The organism is Rathayibacter sp. VKM Ac-2857 (genome assembly GCF_013205025.1).
Taxonomy (GTDB): Bacteria; Actinomycetota; Actinomycetes; order Actinomycetales; family Microbacteriaceae; genus Rathayibacter.
Genome location: NZ_JABMLE010000005.1, coordinates 43,445 through 58,278, shown reverse-complemented (window position 1 = coordinate 58,278; position 14,834 = coordinate 43,445). Strand labels below are relative to the sequence as shown.

Sequence of the window (14,834 nt, the reverse complement as noted above, 5' to 3'; positions counted from 1 at the left end):
TGCTCCTGGGGGTCGGCGTCCGCGGTGGCGGTACTCGGGGATGGTGGTGGGGTCACCGCAGCGGCTCGCCGTGCATCGAGAGCGGATGCCGGACGGCACGGGCGGCCGCCACGACGGCCTCGACCACGAGCTCGACCGGGTAGGCGCCGTTGATGCGTCGCAGCAGGCCGCGCTCCTCGTACTCCCGGGCGATGGGGTGGGTGAGCTCCTGGTAGCGCGCGAGCCGCTCCCGGACGACATCGGGTCGATCGTCCGCGCGGTCCTCGGATCGGTTCGAGAGGCGGTCCAGCAGCGTCCTCTCGTCGACCTGGAGCAGGATCACCGCGTCGATCTCCTCGGCGTCCTCCTCGAGGAGGTCGTCGAGTGCCGCGACCTGGTCGATCGTCCGGGGATAGCCGTCGAGGACGAACCCGGTCGCGGCGTCGTCGCGCCGGAGCCGCCCGCGCAGCATGGCGGTCGTGAGGGAGTCGTCGACGTACTGGCCGTTCCGCAGGGCGTCGGCGACCTGGAGTCCGAGCGTGGTGCCGCGGTCGACCTCGTCGCGGAACAGTCCGCCTGTTGTGATGTGCGGGACGCCGAGGGCGGTGGAGAGCAGTGCTCCCTGGGTGCCCTTGCCGGCGCCGGGCGGGCCCATGATGACGATGCGGCTCATGCGAAGCTGCTCCAGGTCTCCACGACGGTGTCGGGGTTGAGGGAGAGGGACGAGATCCCCCGGTCGAAGAGGTACCGGGCGAGTTCGGGGTGGTCGCTCGGAGCCTGGCCGCAGATGCCGACGTAGCGTCCGCGAGCGCGGCAGGCGTCGATCGCGAGCTCGATCAGCTGCATGACCGCGGGGTTCCGCTCGTCGAAGCTCTCGGCGACGAGCGCGGAGTCGCGGTCGATGCCGAGGGTGAGCTGCGTGAGGTCGTTGGATCCGATCGAGAAGCCGTCGACGTGGTCGAGGAACTGATCCGCGAGGAGCGCGTTGGAGGGCACCTCGCACATCATGATCAGCTCGAGCCCGTTCTCGCCCCGGCGCAGGCCGTTCCAGGCGAGCTTCTTCACGACCGCGCGCGCCTCCTCGACGGTGCGCACGAACGGGATCATCACCTTGATGTTGCGCAGCCCCATCTCGTCGCGGACGTAGCGGATCGCCTCGCACTCGAGCGCGAACGCGGCCGAGAACTCCTTCGAGAGGTAGCGCGCCGCTCCGCGGAACCCGATCATCGGGTTCTCCTCGATCGGCTCGTACCGGCTGCCGCCCAGGAGTCCGGCGTACTCGTTCGACTTGAAGTCGGAGAGGCGGATGATGACGGGCTTGGGATCGAAGGCCGCGGCGAGGGTGGCGACGCCCTCGGCGAGCCGGCGGACGAAGAAATCGGCGGGGCTGTCGTAGGCGGCGATCCGCTCCTCGATCTCCGCTCGGATGTCGGCCGGCTGGGTGTCGAGCTCGAGCAGGGCGCAGGGGTGGACCCCGATCTGCCGCGAGATGACGAACTCCATGCGCGCCAGGCCCACGCCGTCGTTGGGCAGAGCCGAGAGCGCGAAGGCGGACTCCGGATTACCGACGTTCAGCATGATCTTCCCGGGGAGCACAGGGAGGGAGTCGAGTTCGATCCGCTCGATCCGCACCTCCTGGATGCCGGAGAGCACGACTCCGGTCTCGCCCTCGGCGCAGGACGCGGTCACGTCCTGGCCGTCGTGGAGGACCTCGGTGGCGTTCCCCGTGCCGACCACGGCGGGAACGCCGAGCTCGCGGGCGATGATCGCGGCGTGGCAGGTGCGGCCGCCGCGGTTCGTCACGATGGCCGAGGCGCGCTTCATGATCGGCTCCCAGTCGGGATCCGTCATGTCGGCGACGAGGACCTCTCCTGCCTGGAAGTCGGCCATCTGATCAGGCGAGGTCAGCACGCGGACCGCGCCCGAGCCGATGCGCTGTCCGATCGCCCTGCCCTCGAGGAGGAGGGGTCCGGTGCTCTCGAGCCGGTGCCGTTCGATGGTGCCGGCCGAACGGCGCGACACCACGGTCTCGGGGCGCGCCTGCAGGATGTAGAGCTTCCCGTCGAGAGCGTCCTTGCCCCACTCGATGTCCATCGGGCGCCCGTAGTGGCGCTCGATGGCGAGGGCGGACCGGGCGAGCTCGGTCACCTCGGCGTCGGTGAGCGAGAAGCGCCGGCGATCGGCGGGCTCGGTGTCCACGAAGGCGGTCGTGCGTCCGACGGCGGTGTCGTCGGTGAAGACCATCTTGATCGCCTTCGAGCCGACGCGGCGCGAGAGGACGGCCGGGCGGCCGCGGCGCAGCGCGTGCTTGTGCACGGTGAACTCGTCCGGGTCGACCGCGCCCTGGACGACGCCCTCTCCCAGGCCGTAGGCGCTGGTGATGAAGACCGCGCCGTCGTGGCCCGACTCGGTGTCGAGGGTGAACATGACGCCGGAGGCGGCCTGGTCGGAGCGGACCATCCGCTGCACTCCGACGGAGATGGCGATGTCGGTCTCGGCGAAGCCCTGGTGCACCCGGTAGGCGATCGCCCGGTCGGTGAAGAGCGAGGCGAAGACGCGGCGGGTCGCGTCGAGGATGTTGTCGATCCCGCGGATGTTCAGGAAGGTCTCCTGCTGGCCGGCGAAGGAGGCGTCGGGGAGGTCCTCGGCGGTCGCGCTGGAGCGCACCGCGAAGCTCGTCCCGCGCGAGTCCGCTTCGAGATCGCGGTACGCCTCGCGGATCGCGTCGGCCAGCTCGGCCTCGAGTGGGACGCTCTCGATCTGGGCCCGGATGCGGGCGCCGGTCTCGGCAAGAGCGGTCACGTCCTCGACGTCGAGGCCGATGAGCTTCTCGGCGATCCAGTCCGCCAGGCCGGAGGCGGCGAAGTGCCGACGGAAGGCGGAGGCGGTGGTGGCGAAGCCGCCGGGCACCCGGACGCCGGCCGCGCTCAACGTCGCGATCAGCTCGCCGAGGGACGCGTTCTTGCCGCCCACCTCCGGCAGATCGGTCAGGCGCACGGCGGTGAACGGAAGGACTGTGCGGTGCGTGACCTCGAGGTCGTGGAGCAGCGTCATTGGCGTGGCCCTTTTCGTTTGGTGGAACGTCGGTCAAACTGATGGTGGTCTGTTACTCGGGCCGTCGACCCGATCGGCTGGCGTGAAGAACTCCGGTTCTTGCGCTTTCGTCAAGCGAGACGATCGCGAGCCCGAGTCCTTCCTCCGATCCGCGGCGACGCGGCCGGACGGACGGGCCGTTCCTGCCCGTGACGCCGACCCGCCCCGGATCGTGCTCCGCCCGACGCACCGTGTGAAGGAGCGCTTCTCGTGCCTCCCGTCCGACCCCTCCCCGCCGACGACGACCACGCCCTGGTGCTCGGCGCGCGTCTCCGCCACTACCGCACCGGCGCGGGGATGACCCTGGACGACCTCGCCGCCGCGCTGGGCACGAGCGCCAGCCGGATCTCCTTGATCGAGAACGGGCACCGGGAGCCGCGTCCGTCCGAGCTGCCGGCGTTCGCCCGCGTGCTCGGAGTGTCCGTCGAGGAGCTCATCAGGCTCGAGGCCCCGAACGACCGCTCGGGCCTCGAGCTGGAGCTGCGGCGCTTCCAGGACTCGCCCTCGTTCTCGGGACTGGGTCTGCCCGCGGTGAAGGTAGGGCGCGGCATCTCGGACGACGTGCTCGAGGTCCTCGTCGGGCTGCACCGCGAGCTCGAACGCCGTGTGCGGACGGCGTCGGCGACGCCGGAGGAGGCGCGCCTGCGGAACACCCAGCAGCGCGCCGCGATGCGCACTCGGAACAACCACCTGCCCGAGATCGAGGGCCTGGCCGAGGAGCGCCTCCGCGCGGTCGGGCACGTCTCGGGCGCGCTCACCCATCGCGAAGTGCACCTGATGGTCGAGCAGCTCGGACTCGAGGTCGTCTACGTGGACGATCTCCCGCGCTCCACTCGGAGCATCACGGACGTGGAGAACGGGCGCATCTACCTCCCGCCGGCGTCGATCCCGGGCGGGCACGGCCTGCGGTCGATCGCGCTCCAGGCGGTCGCCCACCAGCTCCTCGGGCACACGCCGCCCGAGTCCTACGCCGACTTCCTCCATCAGCGGCTCGAGATCAACTACTTCGCCGCCGCCTGCCTGATGCCGCAGCGTCAGTCGGTCGAGTTCCTCGCGAACCGGAAGACGGCGCGCGATCTGGCCGTCGAGGACTTCCGGGACGCGTTCGGCGTGACTCACGAGGCCGCGGCGCTGCGGATGACGAACCTCATGACCGAGCACTTCGGCATCCGCGTCCACTTCCTCCGGGTCGGAGCGGACGGCGAGGTGCTGAAGGCGTACGAGAACGACGACCTCCCGCTGCCCGTCGACGTCACGGGGGCGGTGGAGGGGCAGATCGTGTGCCGCAGGTGGGGAGCCCGCAGAGCCGCCGAGATGGCGCACCGCACGACCGAGTACCGGCAGTACACCGACACCCCCGTCGGCACCTACTGGGCGTCCGTGCAGACGGGCCAGTCGACCCAGGGGCCGTTCGCGATCACCTTCGGCGTGCCGTTCGACGACGCCCGATGGTTCCGCGGCAGGGAGACCACGCACCGGCAGACGTCCACCTGTCCCGACCCGTCGTGCTGCCGACGTCCGCCGAGCGACCTCGAGGCGCGGTGGGCGGGCAAGGCGTGGCCGAGCGCCCGACTGCACGCGCAGATCCTCGCCTCGCTGCCGACCGGGCGGTTCCCGGGCGTGGACGAGGCCGAGATCTACAGCTACCTCGAACGGCACGCCCGCTCGTGACACGGGGAGGCGCTCAGCGCCTCCCCGTTCAGGAGCGGGTCACGTCGTCCAGCACCTGGAGGACGTGACGGTACGGCTCGCCCGTCGCCCGCGTCATGCCGAGTTCGCACGTGCGGTTCACGGAGGCGTGCACGGCGGCGTCCGCGCGCCGCACCTCCTCCGCCTCCGGACCGGTCGCCGAGGCCGTGAGCTCGGGGTGCAGCATGCCGCGGTCGCCCGCGAAGGCGCAGCAGCCCCAGTCCTCGGGGATCAGCACGTCGTCCGCGGCGGCCGCGGCCACCCGCGACAGCGCACCGTCGATCCCGAGCCTCTTCGAGGAGCAGGTGGGGTGCAGGGCGAGGGAGGAGACCTTCGACGCCTCGGGGAGCCGGGGCAGGACGGTCTCGTCCACGAACGCCACCGCGTCGACGACCCGGATGCCGAGCTCGCCGGCGCTCTCGAGGAGGACGTGGAGCCCCTCGGTGCAGGACGACGCATCGCAGACGACCGGCAGTGCGCCTCCCCGGGTCGCCCGGAGCAGCGACGCGGCGACCCGGTCCTTCATCACCGCGTACCCCTGTGTCAGTCCCTTCGACTTCCACGGCGTCCCGCAGCAGAGTGAGGGCAGATCGTCGGGGGTCGAGATCGCGACCCCCGCGCGCTCGCAGAGCCGGACGAAGGACTCGCCCACGCCTCCGCCTCCCTCCGAGCCGAACATGGTCGTCGTGCAGCTCGAGAAGTACACGGCGACGGGCTCGTCAGCGGTGAGCACGGGCCGCCGGCGACCGCCGCCGGGGAGCTCGCTCGAGTACTGCGGCATGACGTCGTGGCTGATCACCGCGCGTGCTGCGGCCGTCGCGAGCGCGGGCAGGACCGACGGCACCTTCTTGGCGACCGAGAGCGCGATCCCGCCGCCGCGACTGACCGCGTCCCAGTTCTTCGCGAGCGCCTTCCAGCCTCCCTGACTGAGGGCGTCGGCGCTCTCGGCGCGGAGCCGACGGGTGAGATCGCCGGTGTTGATGAGCACCGGGCACGCGGTCTGGCACATCCCGTCGACGGCGCAGGTCTCGACGGCGTCGTACTCGTACTCCTTCTCGAGGGTCCGGAGCAGGACGGTGTCGCCGGCCTCCTTCGCCCGGGCGATCTCGCGGCGCAGCACGATCCGCTCGCGCGGGGTGGTGGTGATGTCCTTGCTCGGGCAGACCGGCTCGCAGTACCCGCACTCGACGCAGCGGTCGACCTCCTCCTCGACCGTGGGAGTGGTCTTGAGGTCGCGGATGTGCGAATCGGGATCCTCGTTCAGGAGCACGCCGGGGTTCAGCAGGCCGTCGGGGTCGACGAGCGCCTTCACGCCGAGCATCACGTCGTAGAGCTCGTCGCCGTACTGGCGACGCACGAAGGGAGCCATGATCCGGCCCGTTCCGTGCTCGGCCTTCAGAGTCCCTCCCTGCGAGAGGACGAGGGCGACCATCTCCTCCGTGAACGCCTCGTAGCGCCGGAGCGAGACGGGGTCGTCGAAGCGCTCGTTGAGCATGAAGTGGATGTTGCCGTCCTTGGCGTGCCCGAAGATCACGCTGTCCTCGTAACCGTGCCGGTCGAAGAGCCGGATGAGCTCGGTGCAGGTGCCGTACAGCTTCTCGACCGGTACCGCGATGTCCTCGAGGAGCGCCGTCGTCCCCGAGGGTCTCGCGCCGGCGACGAGCGTGTACAGGCCTTTCCGGATGTGCCACAGCTGAGCCCGGCGGACGGGATCGGTACTGAGGACCGCCTCCCCGGCGAGCGGCAGAGTCGCGAGGACCTCCACCGCCTGAGCCAGGCGGACGGCGAGCGACTCCCCTGAGTCCTCCTGGTACTCGACGAGCAGCGCGGCCTGGTCGACGACGCGCAGCGCGAGGAGGTCGGCGGTCGCCTCGGGGTCGCGCTGGGCGACTCGGAGGCTGGTGGCGTCCAGCAGCTCGATCGTGGCGAAGCCCGCGGCGACGAGTGCGGGGAGGGAGCTGGTCGCGGCCGCGAGATCCGGGAACACGAGAAGGCCGGTGGCGACGGAGGAGTGGACGGGCACCGTCCGGAAGACGGCTTCCGCGACGAAGGCCAGCGTGCCCTCGCTCCCGATCACGAGGTGGGCGAGGAGGTCGATCGCGCTGTCGTGGTCGAGGAAGGAGTTGAGGCCGTACCCCATCGTGTTCTTGATCGAGTAGAGCGCACGGATCGTGTCGAGGGAGGCGGGGTCCGCGCGGACCCGGTCCCGCAGGCGCAGGAGTCCCTGCGCGAGAGCGGGCTCGGCGCGGTGCAGCTGCTCGTCCGCGTCCGCAGCGGAGGTGTCGACGATCGTGCCGCTCGGCAGGACGAGGACCGCGGACGCGAGGGTGCGGTAGGTGTTGCCGGTGATCCCGCAGGCCATGCCGCTGGAGTTGTTGGCGATGACGCCGCCGATGGTGCAGGCGATCTCGCTCGCGGGGTCGGGGCCGAGCTTGCGCTTGTAGCGCGCGAGCCGGGTGTTCACGGCGCGGACGGTCGCTCCCGGGCCGGAGCGGACCAGAGCTCCTCCCTCGAGGACCTCGATGGAGCGGAAGTGCCGACGGGTGTCGAGGAGGACGCCCGAGGAGCCGGCCTGTCCACTGAGGCTCGTCCCGCCGGAGCGGAAGGTCACGGGCACGCCGCGGCGGCGGGAGGCGGCCAGCACGTCCGCCACCTGGCGGGCGGAGGAGGGGGTGACGACCGCCTGCGGGGTCAGCTGGTAGTGCGAGGCGTCGTGGGCGGAGGCGAGTCGGTCGGTCGCGCGAGTGGCGACTCCTCCTGGCGCGGCCACCTCTAGCTCGGCGATCAGCGCATCGGACACGGGCGCGAGAGTGGTCGAGCGCTCAGTGCGACTCACGGGACACGTCCGATCCGCGCGAGCCGCGCAGGAAGTCGAGGTCGGCGCCGGTGTCGGCCTGGAGGACGTGGTCGACGTAGAGGCGCTCCCAGCCGCTGCGCGGGTTCGCGTACGCCTGCACGGTCTGCTCGTCGGGGGTCCGGGCGGCGAGCTCCTCCGCCGGCACCTCGAGCTCGAGGCGCCCGGCGCGGACGTCGAGGAGGATGCTGTCCCCGGTGCGCACCAGTGCCAGCGGACCACCCGCTGCGGCCTCCGGTGTGACGTGGAGGACGACGGTGCCGTAGGCGGTGCCGCTCATCCGGCCGTCGCAGATGCGGACCATGTCGCGGACGCCGCGCTCGAGCAGCTTCTTCGGCAGCGGCATGTTCGACACCTCGGGCATCCCGGGGTAGCCCTTCGGGCCGCAGCCGCGGAGCACCATGATCGAGTTCTCGTCGATGTCGAGGTCCGGGTCGTCGATCCGGGCGTGGAAGTCCTCGATGCTGTGGAAGACGACCGCCGGACCGCGGTGCTTCAGCAGGTGAGGGGAGGCGGCGGCGGGCTTGATGATGGCGCCGCCCGGCGCGAGGCTGCCACGCAGGACGGAGATCCCCGCGCGCGGGATCAGCGGGGCGTCCCTGGGCATGATGACGTCCGCGTCCCAGACGCGGGCGTCGTCGAGGTAATCGACGAGTGGCTGCCCGGTGATGGTCAGCGCATCGGGATCGAGGAGGTCCTTCACCTGGCGGAGCACGGCGAGGAACCCGCCCGCCCGGTGGAAGTCGTCCATGAGGTAGCGTCCGGCCGGCTGCAGGTTCACCAGCAGCGGGACGTCTGCGCCGATGCGGTCGAAGTCGTCGATGGTGAGGTCGATGCCGAGTCTGCCGGCGATGGCGAGCAGGTGGACCACCGCGTTCGTCGATCCGCCGATCGCGGCGAGGGCCACGATCGCATTGTGGAAGCTGGCCTTGGTGAGGAACGTGCTCGGGCGGCGGTCCTGGCGCACGAGTTCTACGGCGAGGCGTCCGGTCTCGTGAGCGGCCTCGAGGAGCCGGCTGTCGGGAGCCGGTGTGCCTGCCAGGCCCGGGAGGATCGTGCCGAGCGCCTCCGCCACGAGCGCCATCGTCGACGCGGTCCCCATCGTGTTGCAGTGGCCCTTGCTGCGGATCATCGACGACTCGGACTTCAGGAAGTCGCTCGGCCGCAGCTCTCCGGCGCGCACCTCCTCGCTCAGCCGCCAGACGTCCGTGCCGCAGCCCAGGTCCTGGCCCCGGAACGTCCCGGTGATCATCGGGCCGCCCGGCACCACGACAGCGGGGAGGTCGACGGAGGCCGCCGCCATGAGGAGGGACGGGATCGTCTTGTCGCAGCCGCCGAGGAGGACGACGCCGTCGATGGGGTTCGCGCGGAGCATCTCCTCCGTCGCCATGGCCGCCATGTTCCGCCACAGCATCGCGGTGGGGCGCACCTGGGTCTCACCGAGGGAGACGACCGGCAGGTTGAGGGGGATCCCACCGGCCTCGTACACGCCGTTCTTCACCGCCTGCGCGACCTCGTCGAGGTGGGAGTTGCACGGGGTCAGATCCGACGCGGTGTTGGCGATCGCGATCTGCGGGCGGCCCTCGAAGGCGCTGGACGGCGCTCCCCGTCGCATCCACGCGCGATGGATGTACGCGTTCCGGTCGTCGCCGCTGTACCACTCGGAGCTTCGGAGGTGAGACGCCATTGCTTTGCCAACTTTCGGAATGACTGTTTAGCAGTTCGAAACTAGGGCTAGCATAGCCCCGCACCCGGGCGGAGCGCCGGTCGACCCGGGAATCCCACTCCGCAGCTCGTCCGGCTGATCCGCCTCGCTGCGCCGTGGTGCCGACGGCGGAGCCGGGAAGTCTCCCTCCCGCGTGCACCTCGCCTCAGCGCTCGTGAAGGACGGATCCCGTGCCACTGCCTCCCGCTGTCGTCTGCAATCCGGTGGACCTGCCCTACCGCTATCAGGACGTCCGTCCGCTCCTCGGGCGGAGGTCCGTGCACCGTGAGGGAGCGGACCCGTCCGTGGTCCTGTTCCGGGGGAGGTACTACCTCTTCGTCTCCCTGTCGCGCGGGTTCTTCCACTCGTCGGATCTGCGCACCTGGTCGTTCCGGAGCACGGACAGGCTGCCCGCCCTCGACTACGCGCCCGATGTGAGCGTGATCGACGGAGCGCTCTACATCTGCGCGTCCCGGCGGCTGCGGGCGTCCCCGATCTTCCGCAGCGTCGATCCGCTCGAGGACGACTTCACCGAGATCGCCACGGGCGGCTTCCCGTTCTGGGACCCCCACCTGTTCCAGGACGACGACGGGAGGACGTACCTCTACTGGGGCTGCTCGAGCCGGGCGCCGGTGCGCGGGAGGGAAGTCGACCCGTCGACCTTCCAGGGGAGGGGCGAGCGCCGGGATCTGATCTCGTCGGATGCGGGCCGGCACGGATGGGAGCGCAGGGGAGGGGACTCCGTGCGGGAGACGTCACCGACCCTCGTCGATCGGATCTCGGACGCGATCCTCGGCGACGGTCCCTTCCTCGAGGGTGCGTGGATGACGCGGCACGGTGATCGGTACCACCTCCAGTACGCCGCCCCGGCCACCCAGAGCAGCGCCTACGCGGACGGCGTCGTCACGGCCTCGTCGCCGCTCGGGCCGTTCGAGCCCTCGCCGCACAATCCCTACTCCTCCAAGCCCGGTGGCTTCGTCACCGGCGCCGGTCACGGCAGCACGTTCCAGGACGTCCACGGCAACTGGTGGCACACCGCGACGATGCGCATCTCGGTGAACCACGTCTTCGAGCGCCGGATCGGTCTGTTCCCCGCCGGCTTCGACGCCGACGGCGTCTTGTTCTGCAACCAGAACTTCGCGGACTACCCGATGGTGGTGCCCGACGGTCCGTTCGACCCGTGGCGCGACGCGTTCGCCGGATGGATGCTGCTCTCCTATCACAAGAGCGTCGTCACCTCCTCCGAGGCCGACGGTCGCCCGGGGTCTCTGGCGGTGAACGAGGACATCCGGAGCTGGTGGACGGCGGGCTCGCCCGAGGAGGGCGAGTGGATCCAGGTCGATCTCGGCGAGGATCGCGTGGTCGCGGCGATCCAGGTCAATCTCGCCGACGCGGGTGTGGCCCGTTTCGCGCCTCGCTGTGCGGACGGGAGGCCGGTCATCGACGCCCTCCGCGCCGTGTATCCCGACTCCGAGCCCACCGAGATGCTCATCGAGGTGTCGGAGGACGGCGTGGTGTGGCAGGCCATCTCGGACACGCGCGGTTCCGGAGTCGATGCTCCTCACCGCATGACCGTGCTCGAGAGTCCGCGCCCGGCGCGCTTCGTCCGGGTCACCGCGGGCAGGATGCCCTTCGGATCGCCGTTCGCCGTCAGCGGCCTCCGGGTCTTCGGAACGAAGGAGGGGCCTCTGCCGGTCGACGTCGAGGTGATGTCCGCCCGGGTCGACCAGCTGACCGCCGAGCTCCAATGGGTGCCCGTCGCGGGAGCGGACGGGTACAACGTCCGCTACGGACTCGCTCCCGACAAGCTCTACCACTCGTGGATGGTCTACGACCGGACCCGGTTGCAGCTTCCGACCCTCACGGCAGGACGGGACTACTGGGTCGCGGTGGACTCGTTCGGGGAGACGGGGATCACCGAGGGGGAACCCGTGCTGGTCCCTGCCCCGTGAGCACGGAGAGCGGGAGCAGGCCGCGCGGCGAGTCGGCGCAATCCCAATTCTCGGAACAGCTGTTCAACAATCCGAATCTCTGACTAGCATGGGTCTGCGGGGTGGACCCTCCCCGAGAGGCGGCGAGGTCGCCGTCGAGCGGTGCATGCAGCCGGATGCGTCGCCCCCTCCCACGATTCAACCCCGAGGACACCATGAAACTGCTCCGCATCGGCCCCGCCGGATCCGAGAAGCCCGCCGCGCTGGCATCGGACGACTCGTACATCGACCTCTCGGACGTCGTCGACGACTTCGACGAGCGGTTCTTCGGTTCCGGGGGACTCGAGCGCGTGCGGCCGATCGTCGCCGACCGCCTCGCCTCCGGCGCCGTCGCACCGCTCGCCGGCCTGCGCGTCGGTGCCCCGATCTCCCGTCCGCACCAGATCCTGTGCATCGGCCTGAACTACAGCGATCACGCGGCCGAGACGGGGCAGGCGGTCCCCTCCGAGCCGATCCTCTTCACCAAGTCCCCCAACACGCTCATCGGCCCCGACGACGACGTCCGCATCCCCCGCGGCTCGACGAAGCCCGACTGGGAGGTCGAGCTGGGCATCGTCATCGGCGCCCGCACCAGCTACCTCGACTCCGTCGAGGACGCCCGAGGAGCGATCGCGGGCTTCGTCGCCGTCAACGACGTCAGCGAGCGCGCCTTCCAGCTCGAGCGCGGTGGCCAGTGGAGCAAGGGCAAGTCGGCCGAGACCTTCAACCCGGCGGGTCCCTGGCTCGTCACCCCGGACGAGATCGACGACGTGCTGTCGCTGGACATGTGGCTCGACGTCAACGGCGTCCGCCGCCAGACCGGCTCGACCTCGACGATGATCTTCGACCCCTACTTCATCGTCCACTACCTCAGCCAGTTCCTCGTCCTGGAGCCCGGCGATCTGATCAACACCGGGACCCCGCCCGGAGTCGGGATGGGCTTCCAGCCCCCGATCTGGCTGCAGCCCGGCGACGTGATGGAGCTCGGCATCGAGGGCCTCGGACGGCAGCGCCAGAACGTCCTCCCTCCGCGATGAGGGCCTTCGTCATCACGGGCCCGGGGGAGGCCGGCGTCCAGGACGTCGAGCCGCCGTTCGCCGCGTTCGGCGACGTGGTCGTCGACGTCCAGCGCGCCGGTGTCTGCGGGACCGACATCGAGCTGTTCACCGGCGAGATGCAGTACCTCGCCGACGGTGCGACCACCTACCCGATCCGCATCGGGCACGAGTGGATGGGCACCGTGTCCGCTCTGGGCGACGGGGTCGATCCCCGGTGGCTCGGCCGCCGGGTGACCGGCGACACCATGCTCGGCTGCGGCGTCTGCCACCGGTGCCGTCGCGGCCAGCAGTGGGTGTGCGGGTTCCGCGGGGAGCTCGGCGTGCGCGACGGCCGTCCCGGCGCGCTCGCCGAGCAGGTCAGCGTGCCGGCGAGCTCTCTGCGCGAGCTCCCCGACTCCGTCGACGACGCGCTCGGCGCTCTCGTCGAGCCGGGAGGCAATGCTCTGCGCTCCGTGCAGGCGGCGGCACTCCAGCCGGGAGATCGCGCCCTGGTCCTCGGACCCGGCACCATCGGACTCCTCGTCGCGATGTTCGCCCGGGCGGCGGGCGCCGAGGTGCACCTCATGGGGCGCAGCGCGCGCTCGGTGGGCTTCGCTCGCACCCTCGGCTTCGACGGGGTCTGGACCGAGGACGAGCTCCCGGAGCTCACCTGGGACGCCGTCATCGACTCGTCGAACGCTCCCCAGCTGCCGGCGAAGGCACTGGATCTCGTCGAGCCGGGCAGGCGGGTGGTCTACGTGGGCCTCGCCGGCAGTCCCAGCCTGATCGACACCCGGACCCTCGCCCTCAAGGATGTGACCGCCGTCGGGATCCTCAGCGCGTCGCCCGGACTGTCCGGGACCATCGACGCCTACGCGAGCGGCGCCGTCGATCCCCGACCCCTCGTGGCGGCGACGGTCGACCTCGCCGAGCTCGCGCCGGTCCTCCGGGGCGAGCGCCCCGACGGCGCGGGCCCGGGGCCCAAGATCCAGGTCGGCATCGCCGCCGCCCTGCAGAACCAGGAGAGCTGACCCATGAGAACCGCTGTCATCACAGGAGGAGCCCGAGGGCTCGGAGCCGCGACCGCCGAACGCCTGCGCGAGGACGGGGTCACCGTGGTGACCCTCGATGTCGCCGGCGACGTCGACCACCGCGTCGACATCACGGACGAGGCGGCGCTGCAGGACGTCGCCGCGCGGATCGGCGCCGTCGACATCCTCATCAACTCGGCCGGGATCGTCGGACCGGGCGTGCCGCTCGTCTCGACCGCGGCGGACGACTGGCGGAAGGTGCTGGACGTCAACGTTCTCGGCACGGTCGCCACGATGCGCGCCTTCGTGCCGGGGATGGTCGAGCGGGGCTGGGGCCGCGTGGTCAACTTCGCGAGCATGGCGGGCAAGGACGGGAACCCGAACCTGTCGATCTACTCCGCGTCCAAGGCCGCCGTCATCGCGCTGACCAAGTCGGCCGGCAAGGAGCTCGCGACCACGGGAGTGCTCGTGAACGCGATCGCCCCGGCCGTCATCGCGACCCCGATGAACGCCGAGACCGCGCCCGAGGCACTGGCGCACATCACCAGCCTGATCCCGATGAAGCGGACCGGTCGAGCGGAGGAGGTCGCCGAGCTCGTCGCCTGGCTCTCCTCCGAGAAGGTCTCCTTCTCGACCGGCGCCGTCTACGACATCAGCGGCGGACGCGCCACCTACTGATCAGGCGTCCCCTCGACCCCGGGATCCGAGCCGCTCGTCCACGACGGCCCGGATCCCGGCCTCCTCGGCGACGAGCTTCTCGAGCGGCGTGCGGAAGGCGAGAGCGCTGATGCTGACGGCGCCGACCGGGCGCAGTCCCTCGGCCAGTCGCACCGGCACCGCGATGCAGTTGATGCCGAGTTCGTTCTCCTGGTCGTCCACCGCGTACCCGCGTTCCCGCGTCGCCTGGAGCTCGTCCCACAGGGCGGGGACCGAGGTGATCGTGCGTGCCGTGCGGCGCGGCAGCTCGTCCGTCCCCAGCCGCTCGGCGAGCTCCTCCTCGGTTTCGACGTCGAGGCTCAGGAGCATCTTGCCCACTCCCGTGCGGTAGGCGGGGTTCCGTCCGCCGATCTCCGAGGTGAGGCGGACGGAACCCACCGGGGGATCCACCTTCGCCCGGTACACCACCTCGTTGCCGTCGAGCACCGCGTAGTGGACCGTCTCGCCGTACCGGCCCGCCAGCTCCTGCAGCACCGGCTCGATCCGCAGGCCCTCCGGGCGTCCGGCGTGATTGCGGAACGCGAGCCGCAGGTACTCGTCGCCCAGGACGTAGACGCCGCGCGACATCAGCTCGGCGAAGCCGGCCCGCCGGAGCACGGCCAGCGCGCGATGCACGGTCGATTTGGAGCTCTTCAGCCGCTGCGCCATCTCGTCCAGCGTGATGCCCGAGGGATGCTCGGCGAGCTCCGAGAGGACCGCGAGGACCCGCTCCGCTCCGACGATCCGATCGCTGTCCTCGCCCATGTCCGCCGTCCCACT

The 14,834-nt window shown here is 70.9% G+C and carries 10 protein-coding genes; 5 read left to right on the top strand and 5 right to left on the bottom strand.

All coding sequences use genetic code 11. The annotated features are described in order from the left end of the window. Positions 1-52 precede the first annotated feature (52 nt). Together HQQ86_RS20275 and ppsA are read right to left on the bottom strand one after the other, a co-directional pair. Positions 53-652 carry an adenylate kinase gene (locus HQQ86_RS20275; protein ID WP_173290557.1) on the bottom strand — a complete coding sequence of 200 codons (600 nt, stop codon included), beginning with the start codon at positions 650-652 and terminating at the stop codon, positions 53-55. Next, positions 649-3,033 (bottom strand): phosphoenolpyruvate synthase, encoded by a 2,385-nt coding sequence (gene ppsA, locus HQQ86_RS20270; RefSeq protein WP_173290555.1) that lies wholly within the window; start codon positions 3,031-3,033, stop codon positions 649-651. Before ppsA ends, HQQ86_RS20275 begins: the two co-directional genes overlap by 4 nt. 249 nt (positions 3,034-3,282) lie before the next feature. Here ppsA and HQQ86_RS20265 point away from each other — a divergent pair, with 249 nt between their 5' ends. Continuing rightward, positions 3,283-4,743, top strand: coding sequence for a helix-turn-helix domain-containing protein (locus tag HQQ86_RS20265; protein WP_367948753.1), 1,461 nt, complete (start codon positions 3,283-3,285; stop codon positions 4,741-4,743). A gap of 28 nt (positions 4,744-4,771) precedes the next feature. Here HQQ86_RS20265 and HQQ86_RS20260 read toward each other — a convergent pair whose 3' ends face one another. Next, complete coding sequence (locus HQQ86_RS20260; RefSeq protein ID WP_173290553.1) at positions 4,772-7,597, bottom strand: FAD-binding and (Fe-S)-binding domain-containing protein; 2,826 nt, start codon at positions 7,595-7,597, stop codon at positions 4,772-4,774. Then, positions 7,584-9,302 carry an IlvD/Edd family dehydratase gene (locus HQQ86_RS20255; RefSeq protein WP_173290551.1) on the bottom strand — a complete coding sequence of 573 codons (1,719 nt, stop codon included), beginning with the start codon at positions 9,300-9,302 and terminating at the stop codon, positions 7,584-7,586. The genes HQQ86_RS20260 and HQQ86_RS20255 overlap by 14 nt, the downstream gene beginning before the upstream one ends. A gap of 209 nt (positions 9,303-9,511) precedes the next feature. On the opposite strand from HQQ86_RS20255, the gene HQQ86_RS20250 reads away from it, so the two are divergent. The 4 genes from HQQ86_RS20250 to HQQ86_RS20235 all read left to right on the top strand — a co-directional run bounded on the left by HQQ86_RS20250 (position 9,512) and on the right by HQQ86_RS20235 (position 14,036). Continuing rightward, on the top strand, positions 9,512-11,272 hold the full coding sequence (locus HQQ86_RS20250; protein WP_216845741.1) for a family 43 glycosylhydrolase: 1,761 nt from the start codon (positions 9,512-9,514) through the stop codon (positions 11,270-11,272). A gap of 194 nt (positions 11,273-11,466) precedes the next feature. Continuing rightward, complete coding sequence (locus HQQ86_RS20245; protein WP_173290549.1) at positions 11,467-12,327, top strand: fumarylacetoacetate hydrolase family protein; 861 nt, start codon at positions 11,467-11,469, stop codon at positions 12,325-12,327. Then, positions 12,324-13,358, top strand: a complete 1,035-nt coding sequence (locus tag HQQ86_RS20240) for a zinc-binding dehydrogenase (protein WP_173290547.1) — start codon at positions 12,324-12,326, stop codon at positions 13,356-13,358. Before HQQ86_RS20245 ends, HQQ86_RS20240 begins: the two co-directional genes overlap by 4 nt. Before the next feature lie 3 nt (positions 13,359-13,361). Then, positions 13,362-14,036, top strand: a complete 675-nt coding sequence (locus tag HQQ86_RS20235) for an SDR family NAD(P)-dependent oxidoreductase (protein WP_173231060.1) — start codon at positions 13,362-13,364, stop codon at positions 14,034-14,036. Here the strand turns inward: HQQ86_RS20235 and HQQ86_RS20230 are convergent, their stop codons facing one another. Continuing rightward, complete coding sequence (locus HQQ86_RS20230; RefSeq protein ID WP_173290545.1) at positions 14,037-14,819, bottom strand: IclR family transcriptional regulator; 783 nt, start codon at positions 14,817-14,819, stop codon at positions 14,037-14,039. Positions 14,820-14,834: the final 15 nt, after the last annotated feature.

Coding starts and splice junctions, on each gene's coding strand:
- ppsA (WP_173290555.1), bottom strand. CDS start 3,033: ATGACGCTGCTCCACGACCTCGAGGTCACGCACCGCACAGTCCTTCCG.
- HQQ86_RS20275 (WP_173290557.1), bottom strand. CDS start 652: ATGAGCCGCATCGTCATCATGGGCCCGCCCGGCGCCGGCAAGGGCACC.
- HQQ86_RS20235 (WP_173231060.1), top strand. CDS start 13,362: ATGAGAACCGCTGTCATCACAGGAGGAGCCCGAGGGCTCGGAGCCGCG.
- HQQ86_RS20245 (WP_173290549.1), top strand. CDS start 11,467: ATGAAACTGCTCCGCATCGGCCCCGCCGGATCCGAGAAGCCCGCCGCG.
- HQQ86_RS20240 (WP_173290547.1), top strand. CDS start 12,324: ATGAGGGCCTTCGTCATCACGGGCCCGGGGGAGGCCGGCGTCCAGGAC.
- HQQ86_RS20230 (WP_173290545.1), bottom strand. CDS start 14,819: ATGGGCGAGGACAGCGATCGGATCGTCGGAGCGGAGCGGGTCCTCGCG.
- HQQ86_RS20255 (WP_173290551.1), bottom strand. CDS start 9,302: ATGGCGTCTCACCTCCGAAGCTCCGAGTGGTACAGCGGCGACGACCGG.